Below are 16135 nucleotides of genomic sequence, written 5' to 3'. Positions count from 1 at the left end.
GAGAATAACACGGTACGCGGACAAGGCACAGCCAGGGCAATCACGGCATCGGAAGGGAAACCGGAACGAGGCGGAAAGCTGGCATTTCAGGCGCTTTCGCGCTCGACCACGCCATAGTGGATGCGCGTTTTCACGGTGCGGCGCGTATGGGTCGCGCTCTCGCCTTCCTCGTCGGCAAGCGCCGCGAGCAGCGCGTCGCCGGCGCGGCGCCCAATCCCGTAAGCATCGACTGAAACCGTCGTGATGGTCGGATGGCAGCAGGCCGCGATCTCGAAGTTGCCGAAGCCCGCCACGGCAATCTTGCCGGGCACCGCAATGCCGCGCCGCTGACACTCCATGATCGCGCCGAACGCGGACAGGTCGCTCACGCACATCACGGCCTCGGTGTCGGGCCAGCGTTCGAGCAGTTCGGTCATGGCCGGCGCGCCGTGGCTCATCGTGATCGGCGAATCGCCCAGACGCACGACGCGCGGCTCGCCCAGCCCGAGCGCCTTCATCTCCATCTGATAGCCCTTGAGGCGGTCGAGTCCGCGCCAGTCCAGCTCGCTCGCTCCGCCGATAAAACCGATGCGCCTGTGCCCCTTGCCGGCCAGATAGCGCACCATTTCGCGTGCGGCGCTCACGTTAGAGAAGCCCACGGACATGTCGATGGGATGCGCGGGCTGATCCCACATCTCGACTACCGGCACGCCCGAGCGCGCGAGCAGCGTACGCGTGGCTTCGGTGTGCTGCGCGCCGGTGAGCGCGATGCAGCGCGGCTGATGGCGCAGCATCTGGCGCACGAGACGCTCCTCGCGTTCGAGCGAATAGTCGGTGTCGCCGATCAGCAATTCGAGCCCCTGCGGCTCCAGCACGGCGGTCAGGCCGCTCACGGTGTCCGAGAAGTTCGAACTCGACATCGATGGCACCAGCACCGCGACGAACGACGAGCGCCCTGACGACAGCGCGCCCGCCGCCGCATCCGCGACATAGCCCAGCTCGTCGATCGCACGCTGCACGCGCGCGCGCGTGGATTCCGAAGCGCTGCGGCCCGCCAGCACGCGCGAGACCGTCATCTTCGACACGCCTGCGAGGCTGGCGACGTCGGACATGCGCGGCGGCGTGGATTTCGGTGCGGGAGTTTTGGCCATCGGGATAAAACGGGCGAATTGTAAACAGCGCCTATGATAGCGGCAGCGGCGCAGCCGCCCGAAACCGCGCCCGGAGTAGAGCAGACACGGTTTGAGCGCCGCCGCGCGCTCAGGCGCACAATGCACGCTGCCCTCTTGCCGACACACCCGTCCGCAGAACCCATTCAGGAGACGTGCCATGCCTTCTTCGCCACGCAGCGTCGCGGAAAAACGCGCCGCGTTCCGCGCCTTGCATGCTTCGGGCTGCTTCGTATTGCCGAATCCCTGGGACGCAGGCAGCGCCCGCTACCTCGAAAGCGCGGGTTTCAAGGCACTTGCCACGACCAGCTCGGGCTTCGCGTGGTCACGCGGTCTGGCGGACAACCACGTCTCGCGCGATGCGGTGCTTGCGCATCTGCGCGAGATCGTCGCGGCCACCGACCTGCCGGTCAACGCGGACTTCGAAAGCGGCTTTGGCGCCGATGCGGCAGGCGTGGCGCAGAGCGTGGGGCTGGCCGTCGATACCGGCATCGCGGGGCTTTCGATCGAAGACTCGACCGGCAACGCCGATTCGCCGCTCCTGCCGCTGCACGTCGCCGTCGAGCGGATGAAGGCGGCGCGCAGCGCCATCGACGCACGCGGCGGCGACACGCTGCTGATCGGCCGCGCGGAAAACTTTGTCGTGGGCATGCCCGATCTCGACGATGCCATCGCGCGCCTCAAGGCCTACGCGCAAGCGGGTGCGGACTGTCTCTACGCGCCGGGCATCAACACGCGCGAGCAGATTGCGGCGGTCGTGGCCGCAGTCGCGCCGAAGCCGGTGAATGTGCTGGTGGGATCGGTGTCGCCCTTCACGGTGCAGGAACTCGCGGATCTGGGCGTGCGGCGCGTGAGCGTGGGCGGGGGGCTGGCCCGTGCCGCATGGGGCGGCTTCATACGCGCGGTGGAAACGCTAACGGAAGGCCGCTTCGATGGCTTCCTCGATGCGGCGCCCGGCAATCAGCTCAACGATTTATTCAGGAAACCTGTTTAAATCGTCGCTCGTGAACGCTTAAAAAATTCACGGAATCGTGAAGCGCTTCACGAGCGTCAACTCCCCCGCCTTGCGCATCGGCGCGCGGATCGTCTCGCTCTTTTCGTTCGGCGTGCCTTCGTCGGTGATGATGGTGATCTGCGCCACCGTCATGTCACTGCCGCTATTGCCGCTGCCGTAATAGTTCACGTAGACGAGATACGTGCCATGCAGCGGCGCGGCGCTCGAATAGATTTCCGGCCCGTAGCCCGTGGTCACGTCCACGTCGAGCGCGCCGCCGTTCGGCGCCACGCGGTCCGCATAGTACGTATGCACGCCGTCGGGCGATACAACGTGAAGGTCGAGATCGGTGCCATCGGTATCCCAGGCCAGCACGATGCGCAGGCGCGCGTGGGTCTTGTTCGCGTAGGCGTCGTAGAACTGCACGCGCTTTCGCGTGCCGTCCCCCGTGCGCAACTCCACGCCGTTACTGCCCGCGCCGAATGCAAACGGCCGCGAAAACGTGCCGTCCTCTTCGATGCGCTGCGGCATGGGTGTGCCATTGACTACCAGCGTGCCGACCGAGGTACCCGCCTTCGCCTTCGGCGCCGACTTGATATGCCCGGCGATCAGTGCGTTCACGCTCTGGCCTTCGGGCGTGCTCACCGCCACGGCCGGATAGTGGACGTCCTGCGTATAACGCGCCTCGTCGCCCGCCGAGTTACGCCAGCCGTTCAGCGGCGCGGCGAAGTCGATGGTGTCGGCGTGCGCGGCGCTCGCGCAAATGGCCAGCGCAACGGCGGCCAGGCCGTGGCGCGCGGGACGATGTTTGAGCCGGATCGCATTCATGTTCGTTCGCCTGTTCGTGGGCCGGTTTGCCGTTGCGCGTTCAAAGCTGCTCGCTTTTCACCAGCATGAGATCGCCGATCTTGCGCAGCGGCACCACGCGCGTCTCGCGGCGCTCGTTCGGCGTGTTCTCGTTGAACACGAGCGTGAGCGTGGCGGTGATGACGTCGCGATCGTGCGCATGCGCGTCGAAGTTATAGCCAGTCGAATCGAAATTGCCCCAGTAATTGAGGAAGAATAGCCAGGTTCCATGCTCGGGCGCCGCCGATGAAAAGATACCAGGCCCCGCGCCATCCACGGAATCGACGTCGAAGCCGCTGCCGTCTTCGAGTATCGGATTGTCGTAGTAAGCGTGCAGACCGTCCGGCGTAATGACATGCAGATCGACCTGCGCATGCGGATCGTCCCACGTCACGATCGCGCGCAGTTTGGCCTGCGGTTTCGTCCGGTCCGCTTCATAGAACTGCATGCGCTGATGTTTCGTGCCGTCGGGCGAAATGATCTCGACGCTGTTCGACCCCGCGCCGAAGGCCCAGGGACGCGCGAACCAACCCTGCTCGTCGGTATAAAGCGGCGTGGCGTTGCCGTTGATGACGAGTGTGGGTGGACGGCGTGTGTGCGGATCGACATGCTTCAACTGCCCTTCGATCAGCGTGCGAAAGCGTTGTGCGCCGCGATCGACGGGCGGGCGCGGGTAAGCCGCGACGTATTGCTCGCCTTCGTTCGTGAGGCCGCTATGACGCCAGCCGTTGAACGCGCCGGTCATGCGTGCGAGCGTGCCGCTGCCCGAATCCGGCACGGCGTCGCCGGCTGCCACGGCGTTGCCGCTGGCGAACGTCATCGCGCAGGCGCAGGCCAGCGCGGCGGCACAAACGAAGGCTTGCGCGAACGGTTTCATCGTCATTCAACTTCCTGTGAGAATCAGCTTGCGCGCGGTCTGCTCGATGAAAGTCTCGTCCTGGCCGCGCGGATGATGCGCGAATGCCAGGTGCAGATATTCGTGCGTGAGCGCGATGCGGTCATCGTCGGAGCGCAGACGGCGGATATAGACGCGGTTGCGCCCGGCGTCCGCATAGGGGCGGCCCGAAGTGACTTCGCACACCGCCGGTAGTTCGGGTTCCTCATAACCCGGCTCGCTGGCCAGACGCCGCGCCCAAACCGGCGCCTGACGGCCCAGCCAGTCGCGCGCGCCTGCCACCGGCTCGCAATCGCCCGCAAGCGGACTGGCGAACGACGTGAGCGTGGCCTGCGGCCAGGTGCGCGCGAGGATCGCGTCGAAGTCGAGGCCGCGCTGCGCGGCGGCCTTCGCGTCGAGCCAGCTCATCTGCCCGGGCGCGGCCTTGTCGTGGTGGAACTGCACGGGCACGCCCGCGAGCACAAGGCCGTCGGTGAAGTCGGCGGCGTTGCGCGACGCCGCGCGCGGCGCTCGCGGCAACACGCGCTGCGTGCGGCTGCTGTCGTCGATTTCGTAGCAGCCGCGTTCACGCCCCGCGTTCTGCACGAGATAGCTGCGCGCCGCCACGGCCAGCGCCCGCGCCGCCTGCGGCTGCGCCGTGTCGCCCTCGCGCTCGACCACGCGCGCGATGTAGTCGTTCATGCCGAAACGCCCGACGATATGGAGCTTGCCGTCGTCGTCGCGATCGAGACGCATATCGCCATGGCTTTCGATCGGCAGCGAATTGCCGTTTTCGAAGGCCACGCTGAACGCGCCGTCGAGCAGGCCCACTTGCGCGGGGCGACCGCCCGCGCGCATATCGAAAACGTTTCGTATTGGATATCGGGAAAAAAATTCGACGCTCACGCATGCGCGGTCGTCGGCGACCGGGCTTTGCGCGACCAGCGGCGCGATGCGCGGCGCCGCAGCCGCCAGCACGCGCACGCTGCCGCCGCGCCCGCCCAGCCATACAGGCGTCCCGTCGGCGAGCCAGCCCGCGGCGCCGCCCTCGTAGCCGCCTGCCTTCGACGTATCGGGCATGGTCCAGGTCTTGGCGCGCAGGAGGCTGCCGTAGAGCGATACCGTGCCTTCGCCGCGCCCGCTCGTGACGACCGACACCAACGTGTTGCCCGTGTCGTCGCGGGCACGCGCCGGGATCGACTGCAAGGCCGCGAGCAGTTCCTCGACGCGCACGCGTTTGTCCGGCCGCAACGCATAGAGATCCTGCACCCACGCGGGCGCCTTGCGTGCGCGCCAGTATTGCCGCCAGCCCGCCGGATCGAGTTGCAGCCGATGCGGTTCGAAAAATAGCCCACACGACTGCACCAGCGCGCGGTCGCGGTCGATGTGGCCGCCCGTCATGCAGCAGTACACCTCTTCGCGATCGCCGCTGTCGCATTGATAGTCGGGCGCGGGTATCTGCCGGTCGATGAGATACGCGTAGACGAACAGTTTCCAAACGCTGCCCAGTGGCGTGTCCAGCGTCGTCGGCAGCGCAACGCCCGGCCCCGGCGCGGCGCTCACAACGGGATCGTTGGCGTCGAATGTCCACAGGCGCGCGCTGCCGTCGCGCAGCCACGCGAAGCGCAACGCCGATGTCGCGGCATGAGCGCTCGCGGCACCGCCTGCGAACACGATCGCCAGCAGCAACGCCACGGCCTGGCCGACGATGCGCGCCCTCACCTTGACCTCGCTCCTCACTCGATGCGCAGCGTGACCATGCGGTCGCTGCGGCCACCCTCATACGCCTTTTCCTCCGGCTGATACATGCGGAAGTAGCGCGCCGGCGGCATCGTGAACGTGCCCGGCACGGCGAAGCGCACAAGCTGGCGCAGCGCAACCGGACGGTCGAGCAAGGGCACGGGCTGGTGATAGCTCAGATCGCCCATTTCGTAGCTGGCCGCCCGCGCGAACGGCTGCGGTCCGCTGCCGCCCTCGCCCGCACCCGGCAGGCCGTCGATACTGACGCCCCAACTGGTCGCTTCGACCGAGCCGCCCGGCGGCAACGGCACGTCGAGCAGACCGTAATGGAGCGCCGACTTGTCCTGCGGCGTGAGCGTGACTTCGTCGACATAGAGCGCGTTGCTGTCGATGGTATCGCCCGCCTTCACGCGATGCGCCGCGAACGTGAAGCGGCCTTCGGCTTTGTCGGCGTCGGTCTTCGGCGCGATCGGATCGAGTCGATAGAACGTGCGCTCGATCTTCACCGGCAAGCGGCTCGCCTGGGCAGCACGGCTGCGATACGAAACCAGCGCGGCAACGTCCGGGCGCGTCGCGCCCACGTCGAGCGAAACCGGCAGCGCCGTGCCCGTCCACTTCCAGAGGCTCGCGCCCGTGGGCGTCGTCGTGCGCGCCCAGCCGCTACCCTGCAGGGCCGGCAGCGGTTGCGCCGCGTCGCCGTTGCGCGAACCCGCCATCGCCTTGCGCAGCCACAGCAGCGTGAGCGCGCGGTCGACGGTCGGATACGAGGCGCTGCTCTGCGAGAGCACGGCGTTCGCATCGACGGGCGTGCCCGCGTCGCCCGCCATCGCCAGCAGGCTCTGGATCAGCGGCGTCGGGTTGGTCATGAGCGCGGCGCGGGCGCGGGCGGCCAGTGCATCGAAGCCGTCGGGCAGGCTGGCGTTGGTGGCGCGCGCCGTGTAGGCGGTCAGCACCACCGCCGCCTCCAGGCCGCGCGGCGAATCGGGCGCCGCGAACACCAGGCTGTCCTCGACGCCATAGGCGGGCGACGCCTTGTCCTGATCGAACATCGCCGATGCCTGCTGCGCAAGCTGCCCGGCCACGCCCGACACCGGCGTGGCGACCGGCTGCCCCATCTGCTGAAGCAGCCAGAGTGCGAGCGCGCGATGCAGCAGCGGCTCTTTCGCGCCTTCGTCGCGATAGATATCGAGCGCGTGCTGCCAGTTGCTGTCCGGCAGCGTGATGCCGAGGCTGCGGCTCGCGAGCCAGTCCGCGTAATACGCGTAGGCCGTGATGAAGGCGCTGCCGCCCGTGGTATCGCCCCACCAGCCGAACGCGCCGTTGATCCCGGCGAGCAGCGAGAGGCGCTGGCGCTGGTTGCGCAGGCGCGCTTCGATACCTTGCGTCGTGCTCTGCGGCCCCGCATTGTCGCCATCGCGGCCCAGCACGTCATGGGCGAGCGCGAGCGGGATCAGGCGGCTCGACGTCTGCTCGGCGCAACCGTACGGATATTCGATGAGGTCGTCGGCCACGCGCGCGAACTGGCTCGTGCCATTCGCAACGAGACGCACGCGCACGTCCTGCGCATCGGGCGCGAGCGCGAGCGGCCTGGGATTGGCGTCGAGCGTAACGGGCACCTCGCGCAGATCGAGCCAGCCCGGTGCGCCGAGACTCACCGTGGTCTGCAGGCGGTCCATGTCCTTGCCGTTCACGCGCAGGCTCGAATCGACGACACCCGGTGTCAGCGCGACACGCGGCAACGCCAGATAGTTCGCGCCCGGCTTGAGCGTGACCTTGCGATCGACCACAAGGCTCGCGCCGTTCACGGTCCATTGCGCATCGACGTCGGCATTGCCCTGATTGAACGCGATCATGTCGATCACGGGCTGATCGCCGCTGCGGAAACTCGCCGGGCCGCTCCACTTCAGATAGAGCGGCTTATCCGAACGAACATAGGCCGTACGCTGGCCCACCGTGCCGTCCGCCGAAATCGCGCGCACGGTGACACGCCAGCGCGCGAGTGCGTCAGGCATGCGGAAGGTCATGCGCGCATGGCCGCTTGCATCGGTTTGCAGATCGGCTTGCCAGGCGGCCATGTCGATGTCGTCGCGACGCGGGCGCTCCAGCACCTTCACGCCGCGCTCGTTGTACTGGCCGCGTTGCGGACCGCCCGGCGCGCCGCGCATCGCCGACAACGCCAGGTCATAAGTGATGAACGACAGGCTCGAAGTCGTACGCACGTTGTTGCGACGCGGGTGATAGAAGAAGTCGGCGATGTTCGGCGCGATCTCGGGCTGCAGCACGTAGACCATTTCGTCGACCACGCTCACGGTCAGATGCGCGGGCAAAGGCTTGCCGGCCAGCGCGCTGCCGAGATCGAGCGTGACGGTTTCGCCCGGCGCGTAGACGGGTTTATCGCTCTTCACGCTCAGGTCGATCGACGGTTTCGCGACCACGATGCCCGCGTTCTGGAACACGTATTCGCCGTCATGCACATAGAGCACGGAGAACGTCATGTTCGGCGCGAATTCCGGGCCGACCTTGATGCGCGCCTTCCATTGCGTCGGCGCGACGCGCGTGAGGCTCAGCCAGTCCGCGCCCTTCGAGAGCAGCGCGCGCGCTTCGACGCGATCGCGCTCGAGCGTGAGCAGCGCGTCGTCCACGGCATACGGGAAGGTGATGAGCGCCTCGGCCGTGTCGCCGATCTGATAGTGGTCGCGGTCGAACACGATCTCGACGCTGCCCGGAATCGCCTTGAGGCCATCGCCCGCGACCCAGTGGCTAGCCGCCGCGAGCAGATTGCCCGTATCGTCCTTCACCGAAAGCATGTACGAACCCGGCTCGTCGAATTGCAGCGGGAAGCTCACGCTGCCATCCGCGCCTGGAGCCGGCAGCGTGCCTTCGGTTTTGGTCTGCGATTCGAGGCGCGTCCACTCCCACTTCGCGGGCTTGTGTCCCGTCGGCGCATTACTGGCGTTGGCGAGCGCCGCGAGCGTGAACGTCACGCGCTCGTGCGGCTGCGAGAACGATTTGGCCGTGCTCAGCCGATACGGCGTCGCGCCGCGCGCGATCAGCACTTCACGCGTCACGCGCACGCGATAAGCCGCGCCGTCCTGCGCGAACAGCGTGAGCGCATAACGGCTAGGCTCCTTCGCGGCGGGCAGCGTGAGCGTGGCGTTGCCATCGCTATCGGTTTCCAGTTCCTGTTGTTCGAGCTTCACCGGAAACAGGCCCGAGTAGTTCAATTCGCCATCGACGATCGCCACCTTCTGCGCGCGCAACGTGACCGACACCTTGCCGTTCTTCACCGGCTTGCCGTCCGGATAGCGCAGCGCGATCTTGCCCTTGGGCGTGTCGCCGGTCGCATAATCGGACTTGTCCATCGTCAGATTGACGTCGAAGTGCGGCTTCACGTATTCAGCCACGCGGAAGGCGCCGCCGTAGCTGTCGCCGTTGTAGTCGAAGCGCAGCGTGTAGCCGCCGCCCTGCGCGGTGGTGGGCAGCGTGAAGGTCGCTTCGCCGCCCGTTTCCGATGCGAAATCCACGTTGCGCGTCGCGATGGGCGCGCCATTCGGATCGAGCACGTCGAGCTTGAGCTGCGCGGCCACGGGCGCCGTGGACTGATTGGCGCTCTGGAAGGTTCGGCCGATGAACTTCACATGCACCGTATCGCCCGGACGATAGAGCGGCCGGTCGGTGACCGAATAGATCCTGGTGTTGTAGATCTCGCTGTCGTAGTAGAAGTTTTCCGATACGAAAACGCCGCCTTGCGGATCATTGCCGATCACGTAGCTGCGTTCGGGCGAAACGTGATCGAGCACGAGCGCACCGTCCGCGCCGGTCGAGCCGCTTTGCAGCACGCCCACGCCGTCGGTCCAGCTCACTTCGGTATTGGGCACCGGCTTGCCATCGTCGCGGCGCGCGGTCCACACGAGCAGGCCGCTTGACGCCGCCTTCACCACGGCGACCGTATCGGAAACGAACAGCAGCGTATGCGCACGGTAGTTTCCGATCATCGCCTCGACAAGGTAGAGGCCCGGCGCCAGCTTGCCGACCGGAATCATCACGTTGCCCGACGACGCCGCGATGAATTCGCTGCTGCTGCCTTCGAGGTTCACGCCCTTGGGCGGCTGGATCGTCTTCGCATTCCAGATCGGATAGCGGAAACGCGTCACGAGGTCATAGCCGCGCAGCGGCGCGAAATGCGATTCGGGTTCGAAGTGCGTCGGCGCGCTCACCTGAGCGCCGAGCTTGAATTCGGGCTTCGCTTCCGTCACTTTGCTGCGCGTCGCGAACGACAGCACGCGCTGCCAGGCGCGGCGCGCGTCGCCCAGCCAGCGATCCCAGAGGTAGGCAAGCGTGTTCGCGAGTCCCTCGCCCTGATAGTTCGGCTTGATGTTCAGACGGTGCAGGTTCTTCTGCGCCTTCAGGAACGCGAGCGGATCGGGCACCTTGTAGACGACGATATCCGCGCCGCCATAGCCTTCGAGTTCCGACTGGAATTCGCGGCCCGGCGCTTCCAGACGCACCTGCGCGAGCTGGTTGCTGCCGTAGCTCGCATCGGAAAGCAGGAAGAACGGCTGGCCTTGCACGACCTGGCCGTCATAGCCGCTCGGATTGGGCGCGCCCAGCGTGGGATTGGCGTCGATGTTCTGCTGCGCGGGGTCGTCGTCGGCCCAGGCGGGCGTCAGTGCCGCGCCAAGCAGAAGCGCACACGCGGCGCTAAAAGTTGCGAAGCGTGCGCGGCTTTTCCGATCGGAAACTCGCTGGAAAAACATCGCGAAAGAAAGCATGGCGGCGAGCAGACGTTGCATGGCGGCACTCATGGTGATATTCACGGCGTCAGAAACGCGAAACGAAACACACCGACGAAATTCGGATTGCCGTCGAACGGCTGCCAGCGGGAATCTTTCCATTGCATCAGATCGGAAACGGCGACGGCGCGCAGACCACTATCGGTCGGCGTGACGGTGCCCGTGTGATAAGCGATGTAGCGATCGAGCCAGATCATCAGATGCTGGTCGTCGCCTTGATCGAAGAACAACAGGTCGCCCGGCAGCGCCTGATTGACGTCGCGCGAGACGAAGCGGCTGTTGCGCTGGACGAGCGCGATGGCCGAGGCGTAAGCGCCCACGCTGCCGTCGATGCGGGTCCAGCGGTTGGCGAGCGAGCGCTGTCGCTCGCTCAGTTGCAACTCGGGCGGCAGGCGGCTCGCCTCGGCGGCGCTGTTCATGCCGTTGGCCTTGAGCCAGCGCGCGTCGTGCTCGCGCAGCGCCTCCTGCGCGGCGAAACGCACGAGACCCGCGCAGTCGCGCTGGGTCCAGCGCGGCGTGGGGCCGCGCCGCATCTGCTGATCGACGATGCGCGCGAACCACGCGCGGAAGATCGCCGATTGCCCGGGCGTGAGCGCATCGGGATCGGGCGCGGCCTGGGTCGGCGTCAGCGCGCTTGCGGGACGCATAAGCGCGATGCCGAGCGCCGCCGCGCTGCTTAGGAGAAACCGGCGACGCATGCTCAGTCGCCGCTCGTGCCCGGCTGGGCGGGTTGTTGATCGGCTTGTTGATCTGCCTGATCGGCTTGGTCGTTCGAGCGCGCTGACGCAGCGTCGTCATCCGTGTCTTTCTGACCAGCGCCAAGCGGACGCCCCGCCGCCGCATCGCCACGCGGCGATGCGTTCGCGCGCGACTCGAAGTGCCATTCGACCGGCACCCAGCCCAACGACGAGGGCAGCGAATCCGGCAGGCTCAATGCCAACGGCGGATAGCTGGCGACGGCGTGCAACTTCGGCAGCAGATGCGTGCGCGCGGCGTTACGGAAAACGGCCTCCTGATCGGCCGGCAGCGCGCGTCCCGCTTCACGTTCGATGAGCGCCGCCGACGTGCCCGGCGTGATCGACACCACCGTCGTAGAAAGACGCTGCGGCGCGAGCGTATCGGCGATGGCCGGATAGCGCTTGTCGAGCACGGCGAGCGTGTCGTCCACAAGGCGCGCATCGGGCGAGAACACCACGTAGCCGTGCGCCAGCGCGAGCGTGACCGGGAAATAGCGCGGCGCGGACAACTGCGCCGCGTAGGACGACCCAGCGCTCTGCGCGGTGCCCGAGCGCGCGCTCACCGGACGCGTCCAGAGCGTGACGCCCGCGGACGGCTCGCTCGTCTTCACGGGCAGGCGGCGATAGCCTGCGTCGTTGCCCGCCTTCGCTTCGTACGCACCGATAGCGTCGCCGAACACGCCCGCGAGCGCGCTCTTGATCGCCGCGAGTTGGGCCGGGTCCTGCACGGCCTGCGCTTTGAGACGGGCGACGAAGACCGGCGCCACGAGCGTGGACTTCGCGTACCAGCACACGCCTGCGGGACCCGCGAAGCTTTCGCGCACGATCTTCGCGGCGGCCTGTTCGCCGTCACCGAGCTTGCCGAACAGGTCGGCGGCATCGTTCCAGTCCACCGGCAAGCTCGCGCACGCGGCGGCGTTGGCGGGCAGCGCGCGCCAGAGGTCGGCGCTGTCCCAATGCTGCGGCAGGTGAGCCGGATCGATCAGGGCAGCCGTGCTCCATGCGCCGCTGGCGGCTGCCTCGCCGGCGTTCTTGCCGGACGCGGCGAAGTCGAAGCGCAAGGCGTTCACGCCCGCGAAAAAGGCCTGATAACCGAACGACAGATAGTTGACCGAGACAATCAGACGATGACCGTTGACTTCGGCGGATGCGTCATCGAGGCGGTAGGTATGCATGGCATCCGCGCCGCCATCGTCGAGCATTTTGCCCAGCGCCGAGGCGCGCTCGCCGATGTTCTTGCCATCCGCGTCGAGCAGGATACCTGGCTCCGACATCACGACCAGGCGCTCGCCCTTCGCCGCGAACAGCAGAGTGTGACCGACCGCGAGTTTGAGCGCGTACACCGGCACGCCACCGGAAAGCGTGGCCGCCTGGCTCAACTGCGTGTCGCCCGCAGCGACATTGCCGACGGCCTGCATCAGCTTCGCGAGGCCGTTGCGACGCATCGTCATGACCCAGTAGCCGAGCCGGCCATCGGGCGAGCGCCAGAGCAGCACGCGCGAGGGTTCGTCGAAGACGCGCTTGATCAGTTCATCGCGCCAGTCGAGATCGTGCTCGAAGGCGAGACGGCGCACGGCGCCTTCGGCCGACAGGCGTGCCGCATTCGACTCGTAATAGTCGACGAAATCGCGCGTAAGCAAGGCGTGCAGCAACGGCACGCGAATCATGTCGCGCGGCAGGCGCGAAAGCGCTGCGCTGTCGATGATGGCGTCGGGATATCGAATATCAAATGCGGCTTCGTGAGAACGAAATGCCCCTTTGCCGCCGAATGGTCGCCAAATCGCCTGAATGGCGACCAGCGCAACGATTAAAACCGCAACGGTTATCGCGGCCTTTTTGCGCGTTAACTTCATGGGATCGAACGCCCTGGAATGATATTGGTCTTCTCTTGCAATTTCCTGCGCGCCCGCATCCTGGCGTGCCACGGGCATGTAGCCGATATATGCCGCGCCACGGATTAAATCTCCGCGATCGGCTAATTACGGCAGGCACGAATACTACCCTAAAAGGTGTTTTAGCAACATGAATGCCCCGCACTTTCTATCCATTGGAAATATGCGTCATGATTAATCAAATTATTAAATACATAAATTACCGAATTAGTTTGATGACGCACAATTAATACGTAAAAAATACGTGCTGCTTTTCACTTTTGATTTGCTGCTCCTGTTTGTCTGACAGATTTATGGCGGCGGACAGTCCTATGTTGCCCGTCGAGTTGTCATATCAGGGTCATCACCTGGACCATGTGGATTGACAATTTATATCTTGTCTAACAACAATCCTTGTCCCAAACCGCCCACACGGCAGCATAGAACAACAAATCCATTACCGAGACAAACAGGAGGCGTCATACATGACAACGCAAAAGAATGGCACGCGCTTCAATCCGGTCCAGCCAACCGGCACACCCGCCTCGCCCGGGCGCCGCAGTTTCATGGCATTCGCAGGGGCCACAGCCGGCGCGACATTGCTGGGCAGTTTGCCCGGTTGCGGAGGAAACCCGTCAGATACGCCCGCAGGCGCGGCGACGAGCACGACGCCTGTTGCAGCCGACCCGATCTGGGGTTCCACGGGCGCGGCGCAACAGATCATCAACGCGTTGCAAGGCATCACGCCTTCGATGTTTGCTTCGGTGGACTTTCAGGTCACCGCCTATGGCGCGACGCCGCTGACTTCGCAAGTCGTCGCCGCGACGGCATGGAGTCCGCCGATTCCATGGCTCGGCCAGAGCGCCTCGCCTACCAGCCCAGGCGCGGATCAGATGGTCTCGTCGTCGCTCACGGGTACGACTTTCGATTCGCGCACGGCATTCAACAATGCGATCATCGCCGCCAATGCCGCGGGCGGCGGCCGAGTAGTCGTGCCCGCCGGTAACTGGTACTGCGGCGGTCCGATCGTACTGCTTAGCAATGTCAACTTTCATCTGAGCGCGAACTGCACGATCTACTTCAGCCCGAACCCCGCCGACTATGCCGTGAGTGGCCCTCACGCGACGGCCAACGGCAATCTCTACTGGACGCGCTGGCAGGCCAACGATTGCCTGAATTTCGGCTCCCCCGTCTATGCATATCAGCAGCAGAACATCGGCTTGACCGGCGAAGGCGATACCTCGATCCTCAACGGCCAGTCGATGACGCCGGCCCAAGCCCACGGTACGACGCCGTCGTTTTGCTGGTGGACGTTCAAGGGAACGAATGGCGCTTACGGTTGCGCCAGTTCGTCCACACCATCGCAGGCTTATGTGAATCCGAACAATGCCGCGCTCACGTCGCTGAGCAGTTCGGCGATCACGAATCCCGACTCGGCTACGCTGTTGCCCCTGCTCGATGCGGGCACCTCATGGGCACAGGATCAGAACTATCTCCCCGCATTGGCGGAGTTGGGCGTGGCAGTCGAACAACGCATTTTCGGCAACGGACACTATCTGCGGCCCTGCATGGTGGAATTTATTTGTTGTACTAATGTGTTGATGCAGAACTACCACACGCAAAACACACCGTTCTGGCAGCACCATCCAACTGACTGCAAAAACGTCGTGATTCAAGGGGTTTTCGCGGACAGCATAGGGCCGAACAATGACGGCTTCGATCCGGATGCCTGCAATTACGTGCTCGCGGACAGCGTGAAATTCAATACCGGTGACGACTGTATCGCGATCAAATCCGGCAAGGCGCTCGATACCGAGTATGGGCCGGCGCAGAATCATGTGATCCAGAATTGCACCATGAACAGTGGACATGGTGGCCTCACGCTGGGCAGCGAAATGAGCGCAGGAATCCAGAATATCTATGCGCGCAATCTCAACATGCTTAACGAAAACTGGGCGACCAATCCGCTGAATATCGCCATTCGCATCAAGACCAATATGAACCGAGGCGGCGCGGTGCAGAACGTCTGGATCGATGGCGTGACGCTGCCGAACGGCGTGACGCTCATCGGCAAGGGTTACGGCTCAAGCAACATGATTGCGGGCAGTCCGATTACGGCATCGGTTGCGGTCGGCACGACGAGCTCTTCGGGTTCGAATCCGGCGGCATCGCAAGGTGGCCTCATTACCTTCGATTGCGACTACAGCCCCTCCGGCGACGCGGTTCGCATCAGCCCTCCGGTGGTAAAGAACATCAATATTTCGAACGTGACGGCCAGTAATGTCACGTCGGACGGCGCCACCGCTTCGTGCTTCCAGGCGATCGTCGCGCAAGGGCCGGTCGCCTCCGACTACAACGGTCCGGCGCCGACGCCGACTGTTCTGCCAATCAGCGGAGTGACGATATCGAACTGCAATCTAGGAACGCCGGTTTGCAGCGGCGCGGCTACGGCGACGAATCCGGGGCCAATTTACGTGAATAACGTGAACGCCATCGCGCTGAGCAACGTGGTGATCGACGGGACAACCTATAACACGTCGCTAGTCGGCTAACGCAAACGGCGCCCGGTTTGTGGCCGGGCGCCGACGGATGTTCTGTACTCTGGTGAGAGATCGCGTGATCAATTTTCTTCGCGTACAGGCACTATCTGTGCACTGATCGTACGGTTGTGCCAGAAAATGTTGTGAATACGCGGTTGTAGCGTGCGCAGGAAATCATCGGTGAGATGGTTGTATCGCAACAGAGCGGCAGGACGCCCCGCGCCTTCTATGCGCTGAATCTCGTCGTATGGCGGGAAGCCATACTTTTGCAAAAAGGCGTTAATCTCCTCGTCAGGAACGTCTCCCTCGACGTTTCCGAGCAGCAGTTCGGCCATGGCGCACCTCTTTGAGTGATGGATTTACGCGTTCAGGATCGGCGTTCCGAAGCTCATGATAGTGTGCGACGCAGCAAGGTGCATGAAGTCTGCTCGATACAGCGAGGGGTTTTTGACGAGAGGTAAAGGGTCGCGCGTTCTCTTGTGTAGATTTATGCACCCAAACGCCAGAACCCCGGCTCTCACTGGGAGAGGCCGGGGTTCTGGACGCACTGCATAAGGAGCCTGACGATTACCTACTTTCACACGGGCAATCC

General features: G+C 64.9%; 10 protein-coding genes. 2 read left to right on the top strand and 8 right to left on the bottom strand.

The window, feature by feature from the left end:
• Positions 1-86: 86 nt before the first annotated feature.
• Positions 87-1091, bottom strand: coding sequence for a LacI family DNA-binding transcriptional regulator (locus B0G62_RS30115; protein WP_103707819.1), 1005 nt, complete (start codon positions 1089-1091; stop codon positions 87-89).
• Positions 1092-1308: 217 nt separating this feature from the next.
• On the opposite strand from B0G62_RS30115, the gene B0G62_RS30110 reads away from it, so the two are divergent.
• Positions 1309-2142: an isocitrate lyase/PEP mutase family protein gene (locus B0G62_RS30110; RefSeq protein WP_103707818.1), complete on the top strand. Its 834-nt coding sequence runs from the start codon at positions 1309-1311 to the stop codon at positions 2140-2142.
• Between the two features lie 27 nt (positions 2143-2169).
• Here B0G62_RS30110 and B0G62_RS30105 read toward each other — a convergent pair whose 3' ends face one another.
• From B0G62_RS30105 to B0G62_RS30080, 6 genes are all read right to left on the bottom strand, one after another.
• Positions 2170-2970, bottom strand: coding sequence for a YfaP family protein (locus tag B0G62_RS30105; protein ID WP_103707817.1), 801 nt, complete (start codon positions 2968-2970; stop codon positions 2170-2172).
• 40 nt (positions 2971-3010) lie between these two features.
• The gene (locus B0G62_RS30100; protein WP_103707840.1) at positions 3011-3808 is read right to left on the bottom strand and encodes a YfaP family protein; all 798 of its coding nucleotides are present in this window, start codon (positions 3806-3808) and stop codon (positions 3011-3013) included.
• 63 nt (positions 3809-3871) lie between these two features.
• Positions 3872-5584 (bottom strand): DUF2300 domain-containing protein, encoded by a 1713-nt coding sequence (locus tag B0G62_RS30095; protein ID WP_407671265.1) that lies wholly within the window; start codon positions 5582-5584, stop codon positions 3872-3874.
• Positions 5585-5598: 14 nt separating this feature from the next.
• On the bottom strand, positions 5599-10359 hold the full coding sequence (locus B0G62_RS30090) for an alpha-2-macroglobulin family protein (RefSeq protein WP_244193438.1): 4761 nt from the start codon (positions 10357-10359) through the stop codon (positions 5599-5601).
• A 56-nt stretch (positions 10360-10415) separates the two neighbouring features.
• Positions 10416-11093: a DUF1175 domain-containing protein gene (locus tag B0G62_RS30085; protein ID WP_103707815.1), complete on the bottom strand. Its 678-nt coding sequence runs from the start codon at positions 11091-11093 to the stop codon at positions 10416-10418.
• A 2-nt stretch (positions 11094-11095) separates the two neighbouring features.
• Positions 11096-12985, bottom strand: a complete 1890-nt coding sequence (locus tag B0G62_RS30080; RefSeq protein WP_103707838.1) for a DUF2138 family protein — start codon at positions 12983-12985, stop codon at positions 11096-11098.
• A 503-nt stretch (positions 12986-13488) separates the two neighbouring features.
• Here B0G62_RS30080 and B0G62_RS30075 point away from each other — a divergent pair.
• Positions 13489-15555 (top strand): glycoside hydrolase family 28 protein, encoded by a 2067-nt coding sequence (locus tag B0G62_RS30075; protein WP_244193435.1) that lies wholly within the window; start codon positions 13489-13491, stop codon positions 15553-15555.
• A 68-nt stretch (positions 15556-15623) separates the two neighbouring features.
• Here the strand turns inward: B0G62_RS30075 and B0G62_RS30070 are convergent, their stop codons facing one another.
• Entirely contained in the window at positions 15624-15878 is a 255-nt protein-coding gene (locus tag B0G62_RS30070) for a hypothetical protein (protein ID WP_103707814.1), read from the bottom strand.
• Positions 15879-16135: the final 257 nt, after the last annotated feature.

Source organism: Paraburkholderia eburnea, from assembly GCF_002917095.1.
GTDB classification, from domain to species: domain Bacteria; phylum Pseudomonadota; class Gammaproteobacteria; order Burkholderiales; family Burkholderiaceae; genus Paraburkholderia; species Paraburkholderia eburnea.
This window is presented reverse-complemented; position numbering and strand designations above follow the sequence as displayed.

Coding starts and splice junctions, on each gene's coding strand:
- B0G62_RS30090 (WP_244193438.1), bottom strand. CDS start 10,359: ATGTTTTTCCAGCGAGTTTCCGATCGGAAAAGCCGCGCACGCTTCGCA.
- B0G62_RS30100 (WP_103707840.1), bottom strand. CDS start 3,808: ATGACGTTCGCCAGCGGCAACGCCGTGGCAGCCGGCGACGCCGTGCCG.
- B0G62_RS30105 (WP_103707817.1), bottom strand. CDS start 2,970: ATGAATGCGATCCGGCTCAAACATCGTCCCGCGCGCCACGGCCTGGCC.
- B0G62_RS30110 (WP_103707818.1), top strand. CDS start 1,309: ATGCCTTCTTCGCCACGCAGCGTCGCGGAAAAACGCGCCGCGTTCCGC.
- B0G62_RS30085 (WP_103707815.1), bottom strand. CDS start 11,093: ATGCGTCGCCGGTTTCTCCTAAGCAGCGCGGCGGCGCTCGGCATCGCG.
- B0G62_RS30080 (WP_103707838.1), bottom strand. CDS start 12,985: ATGAAGTTAACGCGCAAAAAGGCCGCGATAACCGTTGCGGTTTTAATC.
- B0G62_RS30075 (WP_244193435.1), top strand. CDS start 13,489: ATGACAACGCAAAAGAATGGCACGCGCTTCAATCCGGTCCAGCCAACC.
- B0G62_RS30115 (WP_103707819.1), bottom strand. CDS start 1,091: ATGTCCGACGTCGCCAGCCTCGCAGGCGTGTCGAAGATGACGGTCTCG.
- B0G62_RS30070 (WP_103707814.1), bottom strand. CDS start 15,878: ATGGCCGAACTGCTGCTCGGAAACGTCGAGGGAGACGTTCCTGACGAG.